The sequence below is a fragment of the Marinobacter sp. BW6 genome (assembly GCF_008107725.1).
Taxonomy (GTDB): Bacteria; Pseudomonadota; Gammaproteobacteria; order Pseudomonadales; family Oleiphilaceae; genus Marinobacter.
Map to the genome: position 1 here is coordinate 253,701 of NZ_VIRN01000068.1, position 22,972 is coordinate 276,672.

Sequence of the window (22,972 nt, forward strand, 5' to 3'; positions counted from 1 at the left end):
TGCAAAAAATGGAGTAATTAGGTATGGGCGGGCTTGTAATTATCTCTCGCGAAACCCTTGTGTAATGTGCTCGGCCAGAACGTCGCTGGCGTTGTCCCGGCCCGGACGCTTTACCAGCATCACTTGATAATCTGCCAATGGTGGCAGTGATTCATGAGTAAGACGTGTGAAAGGTGGTCGAATCAATCGCTTCGGAAACGCTGTAATGGCGAGGTCCGCCATCATGGCTGCCTCCTGGCTTGCGCAGTGATCGCAGGCGTAGGCGATTCGATAGTCGATTCCAGCATTATTCAGAGCATCCAGAGCGATCTTTCGCCATGTACACCCATGTTTCGCCAGAGTGACTGGTAGTGGTGACCGTAGGACTGCATCGCCATCCTCGCGACCCACCCATACCAGAGGTTCGGTGAGAATCGCCTCACCTCGTGTTGCGGAACCGGGTTCTCCGCCCATCACGAGGGCGAGATCAAGCTCTCCCTTATCAAGTTTTGGGATTAAATCCATGCTATGGCCTACCGCAACGTCGACCTGAACAGCAGGGTATGACCTGGCAAACTGAGCCAAAACATTGGGTAGGATATGTTCTGCTACCGCGTCAGTGATTCCCACGCCTACGCGTCCTTCCAGGGTGGGGGCCAAAAATTTTGAAACGGCTTCGGCGTTGAGCTTGAGGAGGCGTCGACTGTAGCCCAAGAGCATTTCACCCTCCGCATTGAGTCGCACGGATCGCGCCTCGCGAACAAACAGCGCTTGTTCAAGCATGGCCTCCAGGCGTTTGATTTGCATGCTCAATGCCGAGGGCGTGCGGAATAGTTTTTCGGCAGCCCGGGTAAAACTGCCGCATTCAGCGATGGTTACAAAGGTTCGCAACACCTCGCTGTCGAGAAGCGGCAATGCGGCGCGATTCAAGTTCCTGCTCGACTGCCTTTCCATTGGCTCACCTTTCAATAAAAATGAACGGTCAGTCTAAAACTTTTTGTTTGATTGATCCAACTGGAAGTAGCAAGCTAACAAAAGAGGTCGCGACCCTCGCACTGAATGATCACTTGGCACGATTGCTTACTAGTTGCATGGGTAATTTTGCCAAACAGCAAAATGAAAGCGGAGGCATGCGATGAACGAAATAAACCCAATCGAAAAAGCCCTCCAGGCTTGGGAGAAAGCGAGTCAATTGGAACTACCTCCAGAGCCACCGGAGCTGATGTTTTATATGCCGGCGACACCGCCCAATAAGTTATTGAGGGCGTTAGACAGAGGGTGGTGGTTATGCAAGCGTCGATGGTTTTTCCGTCGCCACATACTGCCACTGTTGGCCCACGGCAACAAAGTAGAACGGGTTATCGGCCATAAATGTGAGGATATTCTTTGGGCCAGCCAGCTCCCGCTGACGGTCGATGCCATCGAGGCATTAAAAGCCCGAAAAGAAGCGGTTACGAGCTCATAAGGAAAGGAAAAAAGGGCTTCGAACTGACAAGCTCGAAGCCCTTCACAAGAGAGGTAGTATGAATTCAGTATCGGGGTCTGGTGTCTTTATAGCGTCCGCAGCGTTCTCGGCCATTTTTATGGGAACGATCGGTGCCATTTCGGTCTATGCGGGTGTGGGGGCCGAGGCGGTTACCTTCTATCGGCTCTTCATTGGGGCCGTTTTGGTGGCGGTTTATCTGCTGGCAACCAGGCAACACAGCAAAATCTTTATGTGGCCCGGTACGAAGGTATTGGTAACAGGTGCTTTCCTGGCCGGTTTCGTGATGTTTTACATCCTGGCGATGGATTACACCAATATGGCGAACGCCGTTATGGTGCTTTATCTGGCACCGGTGACGGCGTCCGTGGCGGCTCATTTCTTTCTCGGGGAGCGCCTCACCTCGGCCAGTGTTGGATTGGTGGGATTCGCGCTGCTGGGCTTCGCCATGATGATGGAGTTCAACTTCAACCTGAGTGGGCGGGCAGAGGAAGCTATCGGTTTGGCCTATGCGTTCTGCGCCATGGTCTGTTACTCGGCGTTTATGTTAGCCAATCGCTCCATTGATGACCGTGTTCATGTTTTCAGTCGCAGTGGTTACCAGATGCTCGCGGGTGCTTTGTGCATGTTGCCTCTGATGCTGCTGGAAGGCGAAGCCATTTCAGGGACGCAGTGGGGGTGGTTGATTGCTGCCGGTGTTCTGCCGGGTTTCCTGGCCATCCTGCTGGCCGTGGTTGCCCTGAGGTCCCTGCCCGCGGCCACGTTCGGCACCCTGGCTTATCTGGAACCCATTACCGTTGTTGCGCTTGCCTGGGTACTGTTTGACCAGAGCCTGAATAGCCTCCAGCTGGCCGGTTGCGCCCTCATCATTCTGGCGGGCATTGCGCAGGCGTTGCTGCTGAACCGGCGTCCGGCAGCTGAGACAACATCCGGAAACTGGCTTCCGGAACAGTAAATGATGCCCGCTTGCATTAATGTGGGTTACAGCGATGATGATGCTTCGATGAGCTCAGGAGGACATAGACGATGAGAACTCTGCTTCAGGTGGATTTTCCTTACGACGGCCCGTTTGGCGATGAGATGGCAAGTGCGATGGCTGAGCTTGCCGAGTCTATTGCTAGGGAGCCGGGGTTCCTCTGGAAAATATGGACAGAAAACCGCGACACCCGCGAGGCAGGCGGCGTCTATCTCTTCGAAGATGAAAGCAGTGCAAGGGCGTATCTGGAAAAGCACACGGCCCGGCTGAAGGAATTCGGTGTGCCGAAAGTGAATGGTAAAGTGTTTCAGGTGAACGAGCGGTTGTCTGCGATTGATCACGGTCCGGTTTGAATCAGGCTGGCCGGGGTACGTGGCAAGCTGCTGTGAGATCCGCCAAGGTCTCGCTACGCCTGTTTAGCAAGGCAAATCCTGCATCTGCTATTTGTAGGCAAGCGTTCCATAAAAAAGCCCACACTAGGTGGGCTTTTTAAATAATATGGCGCGCCCGATAGGATTCGAACCTATGACCTTTGCCTCCGGAGGGCAACGCTCTATCCAGCTGAGCTACGGGCGCTTCGAGCTCGACGATGACTCGCCGATTTCGAGTGCGCAATCTTACGTGCGAAGCTCCCTTCTGTCCAGCCCTTCCCGCCGATCTGTCGTTTCCGCTAGTTACGGTTCGTCGACAGCAAAATCTGCAGCCTGAATCAAAGAGGTTTCTTGTTTATGACGATTTGGAAACTGCTAAAAGTGTGTAGTGGATGGTTCCGCATTCTAATATCGATTATGCATAGTTTTCTGCCTTTCTAATTCCTTTCAAAATAACCTCCCCCCTCGAAAGTCAAAAATCTGCCGCAAACACGGCCACTGTTTCTGGCCCATTTTCAAAGTTCATTCCCCTCAAAACATAAGTTTGCGCACCAGTCTGTCTTTTTCAGCTCCAGAGCTACAGCGAAGACATGTCAATGTCGGTTGCTCAAAAAAATTATCCTTTTGTAACAGGAAGTTAAGTTTTTGTTTCTGTACGTTTTTGGGCTGTAGCGCTGCGGTTACACCCGAGTTTAAGCGTGGTTCGGGTGATCTCGGAGCGGGTTCGGATTTCCGGGAATTCCCTGAGATAACCGATTCCAGCGATGTGCTTTTCCAGGCAACACGTTGGAAATGGCGAGCCAAAACAGGCTATCCAGCCTGAAAGCGACGGAAACCAGACGGTGGTCCGGTAAACACGTCAAATACATGAATCGTTGGTGTAACGGAAAGAGGAAAACTGGGATGAGAGTAAGCATATTTGGATTGGGTTACGTTGGCGCTGTCTGTACAGCCAGTCTGGCGCGTCGCGGCCATGAGGTGATCGGGGTGGATGTTTCGCCGGTGAAGATTGACCTGATTAACAGCGGTCGCTCTCCGATCGTTGAGCCGGGCCTGGAGGAACTTCTGGGTGAAGGCGTTCGCGGTCGCCGCATTCGTGGCGTCACGGACGGTTTTGACGCCGTTCAGAACTCCGAACTCTCCATGATTTGTGTCGGTACACCCAGTAAGCCCAATGGCGACCTCGACCTGACCTTCGTTGAGAAGGTAGCTAGCGATATCGGGCTGGCGCTGAAGGATAAGGCCGACTGGCACCTGGTGGTGGTTCGCAGCACCGTTCTGCCAGGCACCGTTCGCGACCTGGTTGTCCCGATTCTGGAAGAAGTGTCCGGGAAGAAAGCAGGAGAGGGATTCGGTGTCTGTGTGAACCCGGAATTTCTGCGCGAAAGTACGGCGATCAAGGACTATGACCAGCCGCCCATGACGGTCATCGGCGAGCTGGACGAGCGTTCCGGTGAATTGCTGGCGGAGCTTTATTCAGACCTGGATGCCCCCTTGATCCGCAAGCCCATCGAAGTGGCGGAAATGATCAAGTACACCTGCAATGTCTGGCACGCCACCAAGGTCAGCTTTGCCAATGAGATCGGCAACATCGCCAAATCCATGGGCGTCGATGGTCGGGACGTCATGGACGTGATGTGCGTGGACAACAAGTTGAACATCTCTCGCTACTACATGCGCCCGGGCTTTGCCTTCGGTGGCTCGTGCCTGCCCAAAGACGTTCGGGCCCTGACTTACCGCGCCAGCCAGATGGATGTTCGCAATCCGTTGCTGAGTTCCATCATGAGCAGCAATGATGAGCAGGTAACCCATGCGTTCAATATCGTGACCGGTTACGGTCGTCGGAAGATCAGCATGCTGGGCCTGAGCTTCAAATCCAACACCGATGACCTGCGCGAAAGTCCGCTGGTGGAGTTGGCCGAGATGCTGATTGGCAAAGGCTACGACCTCAAGATCTTTGATCGCAACGTGGATTACGCCCGCACCCATGGCGCGAACCGCGAATACATCAACCAGAAAATCCCCCATCTTTCCAACCTCATGGACAGTGACCTCCGCGGCGTGGTGGAGCACGGCGATGTTGTCGTCGTTGGCAACAACGATGAGCTGTTCGAAACCGTCATCGCGGACGTGCCCGAGGGCAAGCGCGTGGTGGACCTGGTGGGCTTCATGAAGACCACCACCAATGACGTGCTCGAAGGCATCTGCTGGTAAAGGCACGCTCCGGCCCCGCAGTGGCGGGGTCGGGGAACCGGTTCTAATGAGATGTATGCAGGTATCTGGAGAGCATGAGCATGTCGTGGATGACAGATAACGCCCTGTCGAGGGCAGCAGGCTGGCTGTTTTACTTGGCCATTCTTGGTGCCCTTGCGGTCTCGCTACCGCGGGAGTTTATCGTGCCGGGCGGGGCGCACTTTATTCTGTTGGTAGGTGGCATCGGCCTCTGGCGCTATTCGGTGGGCATCATCCATTTTGTCCGGGGCATGTACTTTCTGCACGTTGCCTACCCCCGAATCCGGGCCCAGGCCCGAAAGCTGGGCGATGAGGCCGCTCCTTCCCACGTCTATCTCATGGTGACCAGTTTCCGGATTGACGCGGAGACGACGGCCAAGGTGTACACCTCCATCATTCAGGAGGCGATCGATTGCGGCTGGCCGACCACGATTGTGGCGTCCATCGTCGAACTTTCAGACGAGATGCTGATGCGGGCGCTTTGGCGTCGCCTGGACCCTCCAGAGCGGGTGAAGCTGCGGCTGGTCCGGATTCCCGGCACCGGTAAACGCGACGGCCTGGCCTACGGGTTTCGGGCGATTTCCCGAGAGGTGCCTGATGACAACGCGGTAGCGGCAGTGGTCGATGGTGATACGGTTCTGAACCCGGGCGTTGTGCGGGCCACTGCTCCCTACTTCCGCCTGATGCCGAATGTCGGCGCGCTTACCACCAATGAGTTCTGCGAGGTTCACGGCAGTTACCTGATGTCGGAGTGGCACAAACTCCGCTTTGCCCAGCGCCACATCAACATGTGTTCGATGGGGCTGGCCCGCCGGGTGCTGACGCTGACCGGCCGGATGTCTGTGTTTCGCGCCAGTGTGATTACCCGGCCGGAGTTCATTGGCGATGTCGAATACGACTCGCTGAAACACTGGCGCCTGGGGCGTTTCCGGTTTCTGACCGGCGATGACAAGTCCAGTTGGTTCAGCATGATGCGTCTGGGCTACGACACCTTCTATGTGCCCGATGCGTCCATCCACACCGTGGAGCATCCGCCCGATCCGAGCTTTATCCGGTCGGCCCGGCAGCTGATGTTCCGGTGGTACGGCAACTCCCTCCGCCAGAACAGCCGGGCCACCAAGCTGGGGCCACGGCGCCTCGGGTGGTTCACCTGGTACGTGCTCTGGGACCAGCGCATCTCCATGTGGACAAGCATCCTGGGCTTGACCGCAGCCATCGTCGCCTCGCTGAAGTATTCGGGCGTGATTCTGGTGGCCTACATCCTGTGGATTGGTCTGACTCGTCTGGTGCTGAGTGCATTGCTGATGGCGACCGGCCATCCGGTGGGGCCGGCCTACCCGGTCATCCTCTATTTCAACCAGATCTTCGGATCCCTGATGAAGATCTACGTGTTTTTCCGGCTCGACCGGCAATCGTGGACGCGCCAGAAAACCAGTTTCAGCACCGATTCGGCGTCGTTCCAGCAACGCCTGAACCGCTGGTCGTCGCGGGTGATGACCTTCTCAGCCGCCAGTGTCTTTCTGGCGACCGTGATGTTCATCGTCTGAGTCGTCATTTATCAGGGCAGAACATTTTACAGAGAACTCACACAAGTAAGGGTTAAGCAATGAATACGGCAGCGATAGCACCGCAGTTTGTCCATGAATCCGAAGCCCAGCGACAGTATGCCCGGGTCCGAATGCCGGCCAAGCTGTTCGTCAAGCTCGATGGCACGATGATGAAGTTTCCGGTAGCAGATGTGTCTGCCGGCGGCGTCAGCATCCATCTCGGCAATGAATCGCTGCGACAGGGCCATGTCTACAACGGGCGACTGGCTTTCAAGATTGATGGATTCGACTTCGCTGTCGATGTCAATTTCGTGCCCAGGAACATGGGTGGGCAGGGCGACCGTTGCGGGTGCGAATTCCAGGACCTGGGTGCCAACGAGGTGTCTGTTCTGCGCTACCTGATCACCTCTTTTCTCAGCGGTGAGCTGGTGTCTGCCGGGGATGTGCTCAATACCCTTTCCCGGGAAAACTTCACCAAATCCCGCAAGGGCAAAGCCAATCAGGCGCTGGGCTTCTTTGCCAGTGCCAGGGCCATGATTGTCAGCCTGGTGGCGATGGGAATCGGCCTCATCGCGGTGGCCTTCGTGGGCTACCAGCTGTGGCAGATCTATTTCGTAACCACCGCAGAATCCGCCATGGTGGCGTCCGAAAACATCCCGGTTCGGGTGCCTAAAGATGCGAAGGTCACCACGCTGGTGGAAGCCGGGGAGCAGGTGGAGGCCGGGCAGGCCATCGCCACGTTTGACGCCCCCATGCTGTCCTATGTCAACGAGCTGGTGGGCAATGGCAACTACACGGTTGAGCAGATTGAGGAACTCCTGGGCCAGAGTGTCCGGGGCACCCTGACCAGTCCCTGTGACTGTAAGGTGCTGAACCTGCTGCCGGCGGAAGACCAGTACATGAGCAAAGGCGAGAAACTGGCCGTGGTCGCCCCGACCGATGCGTCCGCCCACGTGATTGCCCGCTTCAACTTCGCCGACGGCGAGGAGCTCGAGGAAGGGCAGTCGGTCACCCTGCGACTGCCCGGCGGTGACACCCAGCCCGGCCGAATCGAGTCGCTCTTTGTGGATTCCGAGACACCCAACCAGCCGGGCAACTCAATCAACGCCCTGATTCAGGCTGAAAAGCCGCTGCCGATGGAATCGGTCGGTCGGCCCATCGGCGTCACCGTCGATGTCTTCCAACTGGCCGCTGTTAAAGGCCTCGTCGACCGCGTGTCAGGAAATTGAGCGGAGCTGGCGTGATGTCTCGGAAAGCAGGCGTAATCAGCATTCTTATGATCGGTCTTGCCGGCTGCAGTGGCGTGCCAGACATCAAGCGCGCTGAACGGGAAGCCGCGGCTGGCAACATTGAAGCCGCGCGGGCCCAACTGGAAGAGCTGGCGCGCTTCGGTATCGCCGATGCCCAAGTGGAATTGGGCGATCTATACGCAGAGAAAGATTCCGATGTGGCCCGGAAAAAAGCCTTGCATTGGTACGGCGAAGCGTCTGAGCAAGGCAGTGATCGCGCCTGGGTAAGGTTGGGGAAGTTGCTCGCACGGGAAGGTGTAACCCCGGCAGAGCGGGCGCGGGGTGAACTGTACCTGAAGAAGGCGTTTGCTGAGGGCGACGACAGTGCCCTGATGCCGCTGGTGGAACTGTACCTCGAATATCCCAAGGAGTTTCCCGGCGCACAGCCGCGCAAATGGATCGAGCGGGCCCGCGCGGCGGGTGACCCGGCAGGTGACTTGGCGCTGGCCCGGTATTACCTGATGGCGGGGCAGGCGGATGCTCGAGGCGGCGAGATCGCCTCTCTCTGCGAGCCGATTGTGGAAGCCCAGCCCGAGTGTCTGATGATTCTGGGCCAGGTTTACCTCAGCCAGAACCGGACTGATGCCTTCGAGGCGCTGGTTGACCGTGCCAGGTCAGCCTGGGAAGCGGGCCGGATCACCGATCGTGATCTCTATCTTTTTGCCCGCTGGATGTCCGACGACGAGTCGCCGGCCAAACAGGTCACCCTCACCAGCGAGCTCTACCAGATGCTGATCCCGGGTTACGTACCGGCGATGACCGGGCGAGCCCGGCTGATCATGGATAACACCTACCTGGCGGATTCCGAGGAGGTGATCAAGTTGCTGGAAGCCTCGAGGGCGGAAGGAGATCTCAAGGCTTCACTGGTGCTCGCCCGGGTCTATGAGAGGGGGCGGATTGTGCCTCTGGATCCGGAAAAAGCGGTGAAGTATGCCGAGGAAGCCCGGGAAAAGTATGCATCGGCGGATTACCTGCTGGGGCGCATCTACAAGCGGGGTTATCTCGGTGAGTCGGATCCTCACAAGGCCCGGGATTACCTGCTCAGGGCCGCCCGGCGCGGGTTCCCGAAAGCCGACTACGTGCTGGCCGAGATGTTTTGGGAAGGCAAAGGCATAAAGGTCGACAAAACCTACGCCTGGGCTTTCGCGCTGCTTGCGCTGGAAGGTGGCGTCCAGCGGGGCAAGGACCTGCTGCTCGAGATGGTACCCAATATGCCGAAGGTTCTGGAGAACGAAGCCGAGGCCATCGCCAATCGAGAATTGTCCGCACGACGTCAGTTGATGAAGCGGGAAACCGCCAACGCCCGAACGAACACCATCCAAGGGGGGTAAGAACAGAATGGTTTTTTACGAAACAACAGGTTTGCGGCCGCTGCTGATGGCCGTTGGTTGCCTGGCGGCACTGCCGGCGGTGGCCCAGGACGAGTCCGAGGACGTTTCCTACCCGCAACTGCTGGACTTTTCGACCAGCACCAAGGCTAGTGCTATCAGCGAAGGCGACCGTCGTCTGGGGCTGACGGACCGCAGTACCGAGTCCAATGAAGTTGGCCTCGACATCAAACCGGAGTGGGTGTGGCAACTGTCGCCGCACTGGCGTTCGAAACTCAGGCTCCAGGCCTTTGCTGCCACCGGTCAGGTGGATGTCAGTGATGAGATCGGCGGCACCGAGACCGACGGCTTCTTCGCGCTTCGGGAGGCCTGGCTGGACTACAACGGCTTGACCGCCTATCCGGGCGAATCGATCCGCTTCGGGCGGGAGCGCCTGAAAGAGGGCACCGGCACCTGGTGGGACGACGACATCACCCTGGTGCGCTGGATCTTCGATACCACTCTGCTCGATACCACGGTGGGATTTGCCGACAAGATGTCCGAGGCCCGCACCGATGTTAACGAGTTGCCCAAGGAGGAGCAGGATATTGCCCGGTTCTTTGCCTCCACCCGATGGCAGTGGCGGAAAGATCATTACCTCACCTTCCTGACCACCCATGCCGAACGCTATGGCAATCGCGATGATCTGGCACCGGATTCGGAGAGCGGAACGCCAGAGCGGGTTCCCGAGTCACTGACCTGGGTGGGCATTCGGGCTGATCAGGGGTATTTCGATTGGCATTCGCGCAGCCCGGTACAGTACCTGGCGTCGTTTGGCGCGGTCGCCGGCACGGATGCTCTGCTCACTGAGGATCCGGGCGCAACGAACGGTTTTACCCGGGAAGAACGGGACGTTTCCGGCTGGGCGGCCGATCTCGGGTTGCGGGCTCAATTGATGGAGAGCCCCCGCTGGGTCGTCGGCATGCACGGGGCCATAGCCTCGGGTGGTGATCAGCCAGGGGAGTCGGATGCTTTCCGCCAGACCCAGATGGAAAGCAACCGGTCGCGCTTCACCGGTACCCGGTCCCAGGTGGCGCGCTTTGGCGAGGCCGTCCAGCCGGAGTGGAGCAACCTCAAGGTCGCCACCGTCTACACCGCGCTGACCGACCGTGACTGGTGGGCCGCCAACCTGCTGTACCACAAATACTGGTTGAGCGATGTCTCGGGAACGGTGAACTCCGACCTGGTAGAACCCGGATTTACCGGGACCAGTGACGATCTCGGGGAATCCATCGACATGGTACTTGGCTACTACGGCTCCCGTGATACCGGAACCTGGTCCGACATTGATGCCCGGATTCGGGCCGGCGTGTTCTTTCCCGGTGACGCTTACGGCGACGATGCCGATTCGGCCCGGCACCGCGTTGTCCTCGACGTGACCAAGCGTTTCTAGGAGCAGCCATGAAGCACCATTGGGTCCTGACAGTAATAACTGCTGCCGTGAGTGCGGCGTTGCCGTTGGCCGCAGACGCCCGGGCGGCGGAGGAACTCAAGCCTTCGGAGCCGGCGCCCATGTTTGAGGTCGAGGATTACGGAATCGAGTTGACTTCCGGTGAAGCGATCGACCGACCGGAGCCGGAGCTGCCGGATGTTTCGCAATACAATCGCGAAGCGGTCGAAAAGCGTCTGTCCGAACGAGCGAATGAGCGGCCGGATGTGAGCGTTGAACGGATTGCCGATGTCAGCGCCCTCGGGGATTTCGTGGATGAGGGGCGGGCTCGCGAGTGGGTCATTCGCCAGTACTCCCACCCTCAGGCGATTCTGGTCAATAGCGGCAAAGCCACCCTGGACGATGTCTATCGCCAGGTGAACGATGCGCGCTACATGGAACGCAACGAGGATGGCTCCTACATCATCCGCCTGCCCCTGGTGGTTCGCCCCGGTGCGACCCTGGAAATCCGGGAGCAGACACTGCGGCTCTCGGAAGAGCGTGGTGCGTTTATTGCCAACGACAGCTGGCTGTTCGTGATCGACAGCACCATCATTGGCTGGCGGGAAAAGGCGGAGGGTCCGGCGACCTACCAGAAAAAGTCCAATTTCCGGCCCTTCTTTGTCGGTTGGGGTGGCAGCGAGACGTTTGTGCTTGGCTCCGAGTTTGCACACCTGGGCTACAACCAGAGTAAGTCCTACGGCTTCTCCATTGCCCAGTATTCCAAGTACGACAACGCCAAACTCAAACGTTCGGCGCCGCACGCCTGGCTGATCGAGTCGACGTTTCGGGACATCTACTACGGCTTCTACTGCTACGAGGCCGAGGACGTCGCCATCGTCAACAACACCTATCGGGATAACATTGTCTATGGCATCGATCCTCACGATTACTCCAGCAACCTTCTGATTGCTGGCAACCATGTCTTCGACACGATTGAGAAGCACGGGATCATCATTTCGCGTGAGGTGAACGACAGCTGGATAATCAACAACCGTAGCCATGACAACGGCCTGTCCGGCATCGTTCTGGATCGCCAGAGCAGCAATAACGTGGTGGCCAACAATGTAGTGCACGACAACCATGGCGATGGCATCGGGTTGTACGAATCCCCGGACAATCTGCTGTGGGGCAATCGCCTTATCAACAATCTTCGCAACGGCATACGGGTGCGCAACAGCACCAATGTCGGAGTATTCCACAACATCGCGGCACTGAACGGAACCTTCGGGGTTCTGGGTCAGATCAAGGATCTGTCCGCCACCGACCGTAACTTTGTCGAAGACTTTTACCACCAGGCAGTCTCCCTGACGGTGGTTGGCGGCAAGCTGGCCTCCAACGCCAGTGGTCCCATGTCCACGGACAACCCCCAGTACATCGAGCTCTATAACGTCGACATGCGCTTCCCACGCTCGGACGTCGGAATTCACTTCGATGGCGTTCTCGGTGCCTATCAGACCGAAATCTTCGATGCCTTGCTGAACAACCATCGTGCGGTGCGACTGACGCCGGTCGGAGACTGACCATGGTTTTTTCATCCAACATCTTCCTGTTCCTGTTTCTGCCGGCGTTTCTGGGGCTTTACTACCTGACGCCGTTCCGCCACCGCTCACTGGTCATCCTGCTGGGCAGCTATGCCTTTTACGCCTGGTGGCGGGTGGATTTCCTGCTGCTGTTCGTGGCGATTACCTTCTGGAACTACCTGATTGGACTGGGCATCCACCGGGCCGGTATTGGAACGTCGCGGGCCCGAAAGTGGGTCGGCGTTGGTGTCGCGGGCGACCTTGCCACGCTGGGCTACTTCAAGTACGCCAATTTCGGCGTGGACAGCCTCAATGAAATCTTCCTGTCACTGGGGTACCAGCCACTGGAGCTGGCACACATCATCCTGCCGATCGGCATTTCCTTTTACATCTTCCAGGCCATTTCGTACGTGGTGGATGTGTATCGGGGCGATACCGAACCGACCCGGCGATTCGTGGATTTCGCAGCATTCATTGCGCTCTTCCCCCAACTGATCGCCGGGCCGGTGCTCCGTTACAAGGATCTGGCGGACCAGTTCACCTACCGGTCCCACACCCTCGAGAAATTCGGTGAGGGGGCGACTCGTTTCATGCAGGGGTTCGTCAAGAAGGTGTTCATCGCGGATTCCATCGCGCCCCTGGCCGATGGTGCCTTTGCGCTCTCCGATCCTTCCACGGCGGACGCCTGGCTGGGGATCCTGGCGTACACCGCGCAGCTCTACTTTGACTTCTCGGGGTATTCGGACATGGCCATCGGCCTCGGGCTGATGATGGGATTCCGGTTCCCCGAGAACTTCAACCAGCCCTACATCAGCCAGAGCATTACCGAATTCTGGCGACGTTGGCACATCAGCCTGTCGAGTTGGCTGCGCGATTACCTTTACATCCCACTGGGCGGCAATCGCAAGGGCGTGTTCGGAACCTACCGGAACCTGGTGCTGACCATGTTGCTCGGCGGCCTCTGGCACGGGGCCAACTGGACGTTCCTGCTCTGGGGCGCCTGGCATGGTGGAGTTCTGGCCATCGAGCGTGCGCTTGGCGTTGACGCCAGTCCCCAAACGTTCCGGGTCAGCCGCTGGGCGATGACGTTCCTGTTCGTCATGTTGGGCTGGGTTACGTTCCGGGCCGCGAGCATCGGAGATGCCTTCAGCTTCTACGGGGCAATGTTCAGTTTCGACGGCTTCAGTCTGAGTGCGGTCTACCTGCAGGACATCCGCGGCCTGAACCTGGCGATCCTGGCACTGGCGTATCTGGTGGTGCTGGTGATGGGGCTCAGGGAACGGCTGCCCTGGACGCTTGCCCCGGCCTTTGTCGGTCGGATGAGGGCGGCCTTGCCGACCTTGCTCGTGCCGATCTTCCTGCTGGCGGTGCTCAAGCTGTCGGCGGAAAGCTTCTCACCGTTTCTCTACTTCCAGTTCTGAGGAGGCCTTATGACCGCGACATCGAGAAAAATGACGGCCTGTCTGTTCATCGTGATCGTCCTTGGCCTGGGCGTCCTCTCGCTCCGTTCCTTTGGCGACTACGGGGTGCAGGAAGGGCTGGACCCAGTGACCGGCGAACTGGCCCGCGACGTTGAAAGTCACTATGACGACGGATTCCCGGTGCGGGATCTGGGCACCAACCTGTGGGCAGCCATCAACTACACCTTGTTCAAGGAAGGTCGTCCCGGTGTGACCGTCGGGGAGCAGGGCTGGCTGTTCACCGACGAGGAAATCTACCCGGGATCGGAGAGTTCCGTCGTGGTGGAGACCAACCTCTCTCGGGTCGTGGCCGTGGCTGATTATCTGCGAGCCGAAGGCATCCCAGTTGCCGTACTGGTCGTGCCCGCCAAGGCGCGCGTCTACGCCGGGCAATTGGGGGATCACGAGCCGGTTCCGCTCATGCAATCGCTGTACGACCGGTTCCTCGATCGTATGGCGGCAGAACAGATCCTGGCGCCGGAGCTGATGCCGGACATGGCAGACGCCCGTGACCAGGGCAACCAGGTATTCCTGCGCACGGATACGCACTGGACGCCCGAGGGCGCAGATGTGTTTGCCCGCAATGCCGCAGGTGAGATCAAGGCGTCTTTCGACGGGCAATCCTGGGGCGACACCCAGTTTGTCACGGCGCCCGGTGAAACCCTTACCCACGAAGGCGATCTGCTCACGTACCTGCCCCTGGAGCCGCTGTTTCCATCCCTGGGGCCGGACCCGGACAGGCTCACCGAACGGTCAACGGCCGTGGCAGGTGCTGAAGGCGCTTCTGCGCAGAGCCTGTTCGCCGAGACCTCGGCCGACATTGTTCTTGTTGGCACCAGTTACAGCGCCAACCCACTCTGGGATTTCCCGGGTGCTCTCAAACGCCACCTTGGCCGGGACCTGATCAACGTCGCGGACGAGGGGCAGGGGCCCTTCCAACCCATGACTGACTATCTCAAATCCGACGAGTTCCAGGATAACCCTCCAGAACTCGTGGTCTGGGAATTTCCCGAGCGGTACCTCGCCCAGCCTGTGACAACGAAGGACACGCTGACCTGGTTCGATCGCCGGGAAAACCTGCTGGCCCAGGCGAATGATTCGGGCCATCAAACCATCCAATGAGGAGATCTACCATGCAATTAACCATCAAAGCTGTATTTGCTGTTTTGCTCAGCCTGCTGGTCACCCTGTCCGCTCAGGCCGGGGAAGACGCACTTTATGCCGCCGAAGCACCGGATGGCGCCACGTTTATCCGGGTGGTGAATGCCGATGTCAGCGGGACCATTCCCCAGGCCGAGATTGGTGGCAAGGCCATCAAGGACATCGCTCCAATGGCCGCAAGCCCCTACATCTACCTGCCGGCCGGCACCTACAAGCTCAGTGTCGGCGATCAGGCGGAGCCGGTCACCATGGAAAAGAACCGGTTCTACACAGCCGTCGTGCTGGATTCCGGCGAGCTGAAAATCCTGGCGGACAAGACCTTCAAGAATCCCAGGAAGGCCCTGGTTTCCTTCTACAACCTGACGGGCGATGGTGGCGTCAGCCTGAAAACGGCCGACGGCAAGGTATCTGTGATCGACCCGCTTGACCCGATCAGTGTAGGCAATCGGGAAATCAACGCGGTCAAGATCTCGCTGGGTGCATTCTCGGGCGGTGAGCCGGTGGCAAAGACTCCCGCGGTCAACCTGCAGCGAGGCAAGGTTTTCAGCTTTTTCGTGATTGATGCTGGCGGAAGCCCGCAATTGCTGGTTGCTGAAAACCGCGTGGACACCTCGGTCTGATGGAGACGGTTTCAATGGCAGGGTTCAGTGCGGTAATGCACCGCTTCGTCCGACACGCCGGCGGCATGATGGCGCTGCTTGGTATCAGCGCCGCCTCAGTCACGGCGGCAGAACTGCCGGAGTACGAGGTGGATTCACAGATCAGGCTGTGCCCGATGGCGTCGCAATCCTTCGCCTACGACACCGGCTATCTGAAGAACTTCAACGTGCTGGTGCAGGGGCAGGACGACTGGCTCTTCCGCTCGGAGGCGGAACTGCCGGAGCAGTTCGGTCCCAGTCAGGAGGGGTTGCGCCATCTGGAACGTTTTGCCCGCTACCTGAAACAGGCCACGGGAACCGAACTGGTTTTGGTGTTCCAGCCCACCAAGGGGCTGGTGCACCCGAACAAACTGCCGGAGCACTCGTCAGTGAAGTTCTCCTGGCCCTATGCCCGCAGCAATTACCTGGATGCGCTCGCGAAGTTTCGTCAGGCGGGACTGGTGGCTCCGGACCTCGGGCCGTTGCTGGACGAGCCCAGCAAGGACAAAGCTTATTACTTCAAACGTGACCACCACTGGACACCCTACGGTGCCCGTCGCACGGCCCGCATCGTTGCTGACCGGATTCGTCAGATGCCGGCCTATCAGTCATTGCCACAGAAGACCTTTGAGACCCGGCGCATCGGCCTGATCCGCAAGGACGGTTCGCTGCAGGATGCCGCGCGCCGTATCTGTGGCCAGGCCTGGCCATCCCAGTATGTGGATGAGTACCGCACCGAGGTGTCCGGCAATGCTTCCGGGGGCGGCGAAAATGCCCTGTTCGGTGACGAGAGCCTGCCCCCGATCACGCTGGTCGGTACCAGTAACAGTAAGGGTGCGCAGGACTATAACTTCGCCGGTTCGTTGCAGGAATTCCTGGGCGTGGAAGTCCTGAACGTGGCGGTGGCCGGCGGCAGTTACGACGGCTCGATGTTCGAGTACCTGATGTCGGACAGCTTTCGCGAGTCACCACCGGCAATCATGATCTGGGAGATTCCCGCCTACCACAACCTCGACAGTGGCGAGTTCTATCGCCAGGTCGTGCCAATGGTGAGCGATGGTTGTCAGGGGCGCCAGCCGGTGTTGCAGAACACCACGGCGGTGAAGGCCGGCAACAATGAAGTGCTCTACAACGGCGGCGGCCAATTCCTGGAACTGCCCAGCGACGAGTACCTGGTCGAACTCCAGTTCAGTGATCCCGCCGTCAAGGACGTCGATGCCTTCATCTGGTACGTCTTCGGCCGCAAGGACCGGGTGGACCTGGAGTATGGCGCCCGCGTCGAAACCACCGGGCGGTTCATGTTCGAACTGCCCGCCGGTGAAAGCTGGAATGACGAGTTGTTCATGTCGCTGGATCTTGAGCTCGAAGCGGAGCAGGTCAGCGACGGTTTAACGGTGACGGCCAAGGTGTGCCGTCGCCAAGACATATAAAGCAAACCCACCCGTAATTGGGAGTTGGTATGAGGATCGGACAAACAGACATGGTAGGCAATGCGGGACGAATCCTGATGTCCACGGCACTGGTCTCGACCCTTGGCGTAGCCTCGGTCCAGGCCGCGCAATGCTATGAGGAAGGGCTGCGTGCCCCCGTTGGCTATTACCAGATACCGGAAGCCCGTGACGGTGGCTCCTACAACTGTGAAGTGATCGAGCCGTACCGGGGCGACATGAACTTCACCAGCAAATACAAGGGCAGCGACAGCGCCCGCAATGAACTCAACGAGGACGCCTACCAGGCCTATCTGGATGCCACAGGGGCTATCCGAGGCTTCGAGAAAACGGTGATTGCCGGTGCCGACGACTATCAGGTGGATGGCGACGGGCCGGCTGCCCGGGATTGCGTGCTCGACAATCTCGACAACTGGGCCCAGGCGGATGCGCTTCTGCCTGATGAGATCAACCACGTGGGGCAGGCCGTTCGCAAGTGGGCACTGGCCGCCGCTGCCAACGCCTACTTGCGGGTCAAGCTGTCTTCCGCCGATTCCGCGCTGGATCCGGCTCGCCTGAATCGCATTGAAGCGTGGTTCGACCGGGTCGCCAACGGAGTTCGCGGCTACTACACCGACCGTGAACCACGGAAGGTCAATAACCACGATTACTGGGCAGCCTGGGCGGTAATGGCCACCTCGGTGGCCACGGAAGATTGCGGCCACTGGAACTGGTCCATGAGCAAGTTCGAGGAGGCCATGGGTCAGATCAGCAGCGACGGCTACCTGCCCAAGGAACTCAGCCGTCAGGATCGGGCCCTTGAATACCTCAACTACGCTATGCAACCGCTCACCGCAATTGCCGTGTTTGCCGAGGTTAATGGTGTCTCGGTGCACGAGCGGTATGGCGATGCCTTCAAGACGCTGGCCCAGAACGTAGTGACCGGGCTGGACGATGCCTCGGCCATCGAAGCCATCACCGGATACCCGCAGATCTCGGATGGCCTCCACACGGCCTGGGGTCTTGCCTGGATGCGGCCCTGGACCGAAACCTGGGGCGATCTGCCGGGTATGAACGCGTTCATGACGTCGTACGGCCCGGTCAAGAATACCCGGTTGGGCGGCGACATCGAGTTTCTGTATCGGGTGGATCCGCTCTGGCCAACCGGCCGGGAACCCTTTCCGCCCGGCGAAATCCGCATCGATTTTAACTGATCCAGAAAAGGATGGTCGTGCAGGGGCACGTCGGTCCAGCCCCCGGGGAGTTTGTTTCCGGGGAATCAACCAAGCAAGTGAAGGAGCAGGATTATGATACCAGTCATACTGTCAGGCGGTTCCGGTTCGCGGCTCTGGCCGCTTTCCCGTCAGGCCTATCCCAAACAGTTTCTGCCGTTGCTCAATGAGGACAGCATGTTTCAGCAGACCCTCGCCAGACTTCCACAGGAGGACGTGGAAGCGCCGGTGGTGGTCGCCAATGATGAACACCGTTTTCTGGTGAAGGAACAACTGGATGCCATTGGCCAGAAACCGCAGTCCATTTTGCTCGAACCCTTTGGCCGGAACACCGCGCCGGCTGTGGCCCTGGCTGCGATCCAGGTTGCCCGAAAGGACCCCGCCAGCATCATGCTCGTGTTGCCCGCAGACCATGCGATCAGCCAGACCAAACCGTTCCACGAAGCCATAGCGAAGGGATTGAAGGTCGCCAAAGATGGCGCCCTGGTCCTGTTCGGCACCACGCCGGATCGGCCGGAAACCGGCTATGGCTATATTTCCGCCGCCGGTAGCGAGGATGATCCCAGCGGTCCAAGGCCGGTACGGAAGTTTATCGAGAAGCCCGATGAGGCGACGGCGCGTCGATTGCTGGACGAAGGTGGCTATTTCTGGAACAGCGGTATGTTCATGTTCCGGGCCGATGCCTACCTGCGGGAGCTGAAACGGCACAGCCGGGATATCTACGACACGGCCTTGCTGGCTTCCCGGAGTCTGTCGAAAGACATGGGCTTCAGCCGGATTCCGCCGGAGATTTTCGAACACTGTCCGGATGATTCCATCGACTACGCTGTGATGGAAAAGACCACCCGTGCCACGTTGGTTCCGCTGGATGCCGGCTGGAGCGATGTGGGTGCTTGGTCATCCATCTGGGACATCAGCGAAAAGGATGAACAGCAGAACGCCGTGTATGGCGATGCCTGCCTGGCTGACAGCTCCGGCTGCCTGATCCATGCCCCGGAAAAACTGGTGGCCATGGTGGGCGTGGACGATCTGGTTGTTGTTGATACCAAGGATGCCCTGATGATCGCGCCCCGCGAGCGTGTCCAGGAGGTCAAGGGGGTGGTGCAGAAGCTGAAAGCGGAGGGGCGCCCGGAAACCCGCATCCACCGGGAGGTGTTCCGGCCGTGGGGCAGTTACGACAGCATTGACAACGGAAACCGCTTCCAGGTCAAACGCATCACGGTGAAGCCAGGGGAACGGTTGTCGCTGCAGAAGCATCATCACCGGGCCGAGCACTGGATCATTGTGCGTGGAACCGCCGAAGTCTCCCGGGACGACGAAACCTTCCTGCTGTCGGAAAACGAATCCACCTACATCCCGATTGGTTCGGTGCATCGGTTGTTTAATCCCGGAAAGATTCCGCTGGAATTGATCGAGGTCCAGTCCGGTGCCTACCTGGGCGAAGACGACATTGAGCGTCTGGATGACCGGTATGGCCGAACGGAACCGGCACAGGATATTCAGCAGTCGACTCAGGATGCCGAGGAAGAAGAGGAAATCCCGGTGATGGAGGCTCGGGTTGGATAAGTGACGGGCCAATGGACCGGGTGCTGGTCCATTGGCGTGCCCATGTTTTGATTACCGAGAGGAGACATCTCGTGGATTTTAACTGTTTCAAAGCCTACGACATCCGAGGCCGGGTGCCGGATCAACTGAATACCGAATTGGCTGAACGTATTGGCAAGGCCTATGTAGCTGTAACCGGCGCTCGTAAGGTGGCCGTGGGCTACGACATCCGGCTGTCCAGTCCACAGATTGCCGATGCCCTGAACCAGGGGCTGATGGCTGCGGGCGCCGACGTCTACAGCATTGGCCTGTGCGGCACCGAACAGATCTATTTCGCGACCAGCCATTTCGAGCTGGACGGTGGCATCATGGTGACGGCCAGCCACAACCCCAAGGACTACAACGGCATGAAGCTGGTGGGGCCGGGCGCCCGGCCAATCAGCTCCGATAACGGCCTCACGGATATCCGTGACGGTGCCCAGAATGACTTGCCGGACGCGGCAGACCCGGGGACCCTGAATAGTCTGGATGTCACAGGGGCCTACGTGGAACACCTGCTCGGCTATGTTGACCGGAGCAATCTCAAGCCGCTGCGGATCGTAGTGAATGCCGGTAACGGTGGCGCCGGCGAAGTTATCGATGCGCTCGAACCCCACCTGCCGTTCGAATTCTACAAGGTTCATCACAAGCCGGACGGGACCTTCCCGAATGGGGTGCCCAACCCGCTGCTGCAGGAGAACCGTTCGGCCACTGCCATGGCCGTCCTCGCCAGTGACGCCGCCATGGGTATCGCCTGGGACGGTGATTACGACCGATGCTTTTTCTTTGATGAGAAAGGCCGGTTCATAGAGGGCTATTACATTGTCGGTCTGCTGGCGGACCAGTTCCTGCGCAAGACCGACGGCGGCAAGGTGATCCACGATCCCCGACTGGTCTGGAATACGCGAGAACTGGTGTCTGCTGCCAAGGGCGTCGCGGTGGAAAGCAAAACCGGACACGCGTTCATCAAGCAGCGGATGCGGGAGGAGGACGCCGTCTATGGCGGTGAAATGAGCGCCCATCATTATTTTCGGGACTTCGCCTACTGCGACAGCGGCATGATTCCCTGGTTGTTGGTCGCCGAGCGGCTGTGCCAGTCCGGCCAGTCCCTATCGTCGCTGATAGATGCCCGGATCGAGGCATTCCCGGCCAGTGGTGAAATCAATCGGACCGTGAACGATCCTTCGGTCGTTCTTGAGGCTATCGAGGGGATTTACCTGCGCGAGGCGCTAGCGGTGAATCACATTGACGGCCTGAGCATGGAGTTTGCTGATTGGCGTTTCAACCTGCGGATGTCCAACACGGAACCGGTCATCCGTCTGAATGTGGAAAGCCGCGGCGACCCGGTGTTGATGGAGGAGCGAACTGAAGCGTTGCTCAGCCAGATCGAACAACTTTCGAAGCCCATTCCCAGTCACCGGGAAGCGGTGACGCTCTAGTTCTGGCGCGCTTGGAATGGCGTTAGGATAACGGCGCCGGCTCGATCTGGACGTGTTGGGTGTCGTCGGCCACGCCGACGACACCGTCCTGCACCGTGATCTGCAGGGACATGCCGCGCTGGGCCAGGCTGGCCAGTGCCGCGGTTGCCTCCTGGGGCAGGTCGATGACGGTCAGGTTGCCAAAGCGCTCCAGCTTGTGGTGATGCTTTTCCCACCATAGCGGAACGGCACGCCCGCCGTAGGTGTACAGAATGACTTGCCTCGCCCGGTTGCAGGCTTTTCTTAACCGGCCTTCCTCCGGCAGCCCCAGCTCAATCCAGAGTTCAATCTCGTCGCTCAAACTTTTTCGCCATAGCTCGGGTTCGTCGTCAGTGCTAAGGCCCTTGGTAAACTCCAGGTGTTCATCGGCATTCAGGGCAAAGGCCAGCAGGCGGATCATCATGCGCTCGTCCGTTTCCGACGGATGCTGGGCGATGGTGAGATAGTGGTCCGCGTAGTAATGCCGGTCCATGTCGGCAATGCTGAGCGTGGCCTTGAAGATTGTTGCTTTGAGTGCCATGAGCTTTCCGGAATAGTATGGGGCGATAAGTATGCGCTAGTGTAGTGCAATTCTCTCCTGGATGAGCACGATGACATGCCGATGTTGCGCGGTTTTTTGATTCTGGTTCTGTTTTTCCTGTTCGGTGAAGCCCTGCGTCTGGTGTTCCTGCTGCCGGTCAGTGGTGGCGTGCTTGGTATGATCGGGATGACCCTGACCCTGATGGTAAAAGGCAGTGTCAGCGACTCGCTGGCAGCGGCCAGCCAGGGACTGATTTCGGTGTTGGTACTGCTGATTATGCCCGGGGTCGTCGGGGTATTTTTCACTGCAGATCAGTTCAGCGGCCAGTGGTTGGCGGTTGCGGTTGCGTTGCTGGTGGGCACCTTTCTGAGTGTCCTGACGACGCTGCTGCTGATGAAATGCCTGGTTCAGGGCCGCAACCGGAGTCAGACCAATGACTGAGCGACTCGGGTCACTGGTGGAGGTGCTGTCGGCGAGCCCAACTCTGGCAATAGGCCTCACCTTGGGTGCCTTTTTCGCCGGTAACTGGGTTTTCGCCCGTATGGGACGCCCGCTGTGGTTGCCTCCCGTTGTGCTGGCGGCCGTCATGCTGTCGGCAACCATTGCCATACTGTCTCTGGATTACGCTCGATACCAGGACGGTGCCCGGTGGCTGACGGTTTTGCTGGGGCCCGCGACCGTTGCTCTGGGAATTCCGCTGTACCAGCAGATGCACCACATTCGGGCTTTGTGGCGTCCAATCCTGTGCACCCTGCCGGTGGCGGCGACGCTCGCGGCGGTCTATGCCGTCGTAATTGCATGGGCGCTGGGCGCGACGCCTGAGGTCCTGGCCTCGCTGGCGCCCAAGTCGGTAACGGCACCGATTGCCATTGGTATTACCGAGCAGCTGGGTGGCTCGGTGCCCTTGATGATGGGCGGGCTCCTGATCACCGGTGTGGTGGCAACCCTCTTCGTTGACCTGCTCGCGCGGCTCTTGCCTGTAAAAGACGAACGAATTCTTGGCTTCGCCCTGGGCGTGAATGGCCATGCGATTGGAACAGTGAGGGCCTTTGAAATCAGCCACACCGCTGGCGCCTTTGCGTCACTGGGAATGGGGCTGACGGGTGTGTTTACGGCCCTGATACTGCCTCTGGTTTTCCGGCTGTAAAACTGCGCCAAATCAGGTCATTCACCTGGCGTATAGCCCCTTGTCGTAATTTCGATTGCCCTAGGTGTTTTCCGAGACTAGGTTGGTGCCAGGCATTCGGCGCCGTTCTGCGCCGATGTTCCGTGAAAA

At 58.8% G+C, this 22,972-nt stretch carries 20 protein-coding genes and 1 tRNA gene; 18 read left to right on the forward strand and 3 right to left on the reverse strand.

The window, feature by feature from the left end:
* Positions 1-39: 39 nt before the first annotated feature.
* Complete coding sequence (locus FMN52_RS18050) at positions 40-933, reverse strand: LysR substrate-binding domain-containing protein (protein ID WP_148610005.1); 894 nt, start codon at positions 931-933, stop codon at positions 40-42.
* A 181-nt stretch (positions 934-1,114) separates the two neighbouring features.
* Here FMN52_RS18050 and FMN52_RS18055 point away from each other — a divergent pair, with 181 nt between their 5' ends.
* The 3 genes from FMN52_RS18055 (at position 1,115) to FMN52_RS18065 (ending at position 2,791) form a co-directional block, all read left to right on the forward strand.
* On the forward strand, positions 1,115-1,444 hold the full coding sequence (locus FMN52_RS18055; RefSeq protein WP_148610006.1) for a hypothetical protein: 330 nt from the start codon (positions 1,115-1,117) through the stop codon (positions 1,442-1,444).
* Between the two features lie 58 nt (positions 1,445-1,502).
* Positions 1,503-2,417, forward strand: coding sequence for a DMT family transporter (locus FMN52_RS18060; RefSeq protein WP_148610007.1), 915 nt, complete (start codon positions 1,503-1,505; stop codon positions 2,415-2,417).
* Between the two features lie 71 nt (positions 2,418-2,488).
* On the forward strand, positions 2,489-2,791 hold the full coding sequence (locus FMN52_RS18065) for a monooxygenase (protein ID WP_148610008.1): 303 nt from the start codon (positions 2,489-2,491) through the stop codon (positions 2,789-2,791).
* 146 nt (positions 2,792-2,937) lie between these two features.
* Here the strand turns inward: FMN52_RS18065 and FMN52_RS18070 are convergent.
* Positions 2,938-3,014, reverse strand: a tRNA-Arg gene (locus FMN52_RS18070).
* Between the two features lie 698 nt (positions 3,015-3,712).
* Here FMN52_RS18070 and FMN52_RS18075 point away from each other — a divergent pair.
* From FMN52_RS18075 to FMN52_RS18135, 13 genes are all read left to right on the forward strand, one after another.
* Positions 3,713-5,023 (forward strand): UDP-glucose/GDP-mannose dehydrogenase family protein, encoded by a 1,311-nt coding sequence (locus tag FMN52_RS18075; protein WP_148610009.1) that lies wholly within the window; start codon positions 3,713-3,715, stop codon positions 5,021-5,023.
* Between the two features lie 80 nt (positions 5,024-5,103).
* Positions 5,104-6,588: a glycosyltransferase family 2 protein gene (locus FMN52_RS18080; RefSeq protein WP_148610010.1), complete on the forward strand. Its 1,485-nt coding sequence runs from the start codon at positions 5,104-5,106 to the stop codon at positions 6,586-6,588.
* Positions 6,589-6,647: 59 nt separating this feature from the next.
* A complete protein-coding gene (locus tag FMN52_RS18085; RefSeq protein WP_148610011.1) occupies positions 6,648-7,817 on the forward strand; it encodes an alginate biosynthesis protein Alg44 in 1,170 nt (389 codons plus the stop codon).
* A 14-nt stretch (positions 7,818-7,831) separates the two neighbouring features.
* Entirely contained in the window at positions 7,832-9,208 is a 1,377-nt protein-coding gene (locus FMN52_RS18090) for an SEL1-like repeat protein (RefSeq protein WP_148610012.1), read from the forward strand.
* A 7-nt stretch (positions 9,209-9,215) separates the two neighbouring features.
* Positions 9,216-10,637 (forward strand): alginate export family protein, encoded by a 1,422-nt coding sequence (locus tag FMN52_RS18095; protein WP_148610013.1) that lies wholly within the window; start codon positions 9,216-9,218, stop codon positions 10,635-10,637.
* An 8-nt stretch (positions 10,638-10,645) separates the two neighbouring features.
* On the forward strand, positions 10,646-12,196 hold the full coding sequence (locus tag FMN52_RS18100) for a right-handed parallel beta-helix repeat-containing protein (protein WP_148610014.1): 1,551 nt from the start codon (positions 10,646-10,648) through the stop codon (positions 12,194-12,196).
* 2 nt (positions 12,197-12,198) lie between these two features.
* Positions 12,199-13,617 (forward strand): MBOAT family protein, encoded by a 1,419-nt coding sequence (locus tag FMN52_RS18105; RefSeq protein WP_148610015.1) that lies wholly within the window; start codon positions 12,199-12,201, stop codon positions 13,615-13,617.
* 9 nt (positions 13,618-13,626) lie between these two features.
* Positions 13,627-14,778, forward strand: coding sequence for an alginate O-acetyltransferase (locus FMN52_RS18110; protein ID WP_148610016.1), 1,152 nt, complete (start codon positions 13,627-13,629; stop codon positions 14,776-14,778).
* A gap of 11 nt (positions 14,779-14,789) precedes the next feature.
* Entirely contained in the window at positions 14,790-15,437 is a 648-nt protein-coding gene (locus FMN52_RS18115; RefSeq protein WP_162525041.1) for an alginate O-acetyltransferase AlgF, read from the forward strand.
* 14 nt (positions 15,438-15,451) lie between these two features.
* Complete coding sequence (locus tag FMN52_RS18120) at positions 15,452-16,885, forward strand: alginate biosynthesis protein AlgX (protein ID WP_240339530.1); 1,434 nt, start codon at positions 15,452-15,454, stop codon at positions 16,883-16,885.
* Positions 16,886-16,914: 29 nt separating this feature from the next.
* Positions 16,915-18,096: an alginate lyase family protein gene (locus FMN52_RS18125; protein ID WP_148610018.1), complete on the forward strand. Its 1,182-nt coding sequence runs from the start codon at positions 16,915-16,917 to the stop codon at positions 18,094-18,096.
* Positions 18,097-18,189: 93 nt separating this feature from the next.
* Positions 18,190-19,680: a mannose-1-phosphate guanylyltransferase/mannose-6-phosphate isomerase gene (locus FMN52_RS18130; protein WP_148610019.1), complete on the forward strand. Its 1,491-nt coding sequence runs from the start codon at positions 18,190-18,192 to the stop codon at positions 19,678-19,680.
* A gap of 71 nt (positions 19,681-19,751) precedes the next feature.
* Positions 19,752-21,137 (forward strand): phosphomannomutase, encoded by a 1,386-nt coding sequence (locus FMN52_RS18135; protein ID WP_148610020.1) that lies wholly within the window; start codon positions 19,752-19,754, stop codon positions 21,135-21,137.
* 22 nt (positions 21,138-21,159) lie between these two features.
* Here the strand turns inward: FMN52_RS18135 and FMN52_RS18140 are convergent, their stop codons facing one another.
* The gene (locus FMN52_RS18140; RefSeq protein WP_148610021.1) at positions 21,160-21,696 is read right to left on the reverse strand and encodes a YaeQ family protein; all 537 of its coding nucleotides are present in this window, start codon (positions 21,694-21,696) and stop codon (positions 21,160-21,162) included.
* Positions 21,697-21,771: 75 nt separating this feature from the next.
* On the opposite strand from FMN52_RS18140, the gene FMN52_RS18145 reads away from it, so the two are divergent.
* A complete protein-coding gene (locus tag FMN52_RS18145) occupies positions 21,772-22,137 on the forward strand; it encodes a CidA/LrgA family protein (RefSeq protein ID WP_148610022.1) in 366 nt (121 codons plus the stop codon).
* Positions 22,130-22,843, forward strand: a complete 714-nt coding sequence (locus FMN52_RS18150) for an LrgB family protein (protein WP_148610023.1) — start codon at positions 22,130-22,132, stop codon at positions 22,841-22,843. The genes FMN52_RS18145 and FMN52_RS18150 overlap by 8 nt, the downstream gene beginning before the upstream one ends.
* Positions 22,844-22,972: the final 129 nt, after the last annotated feature.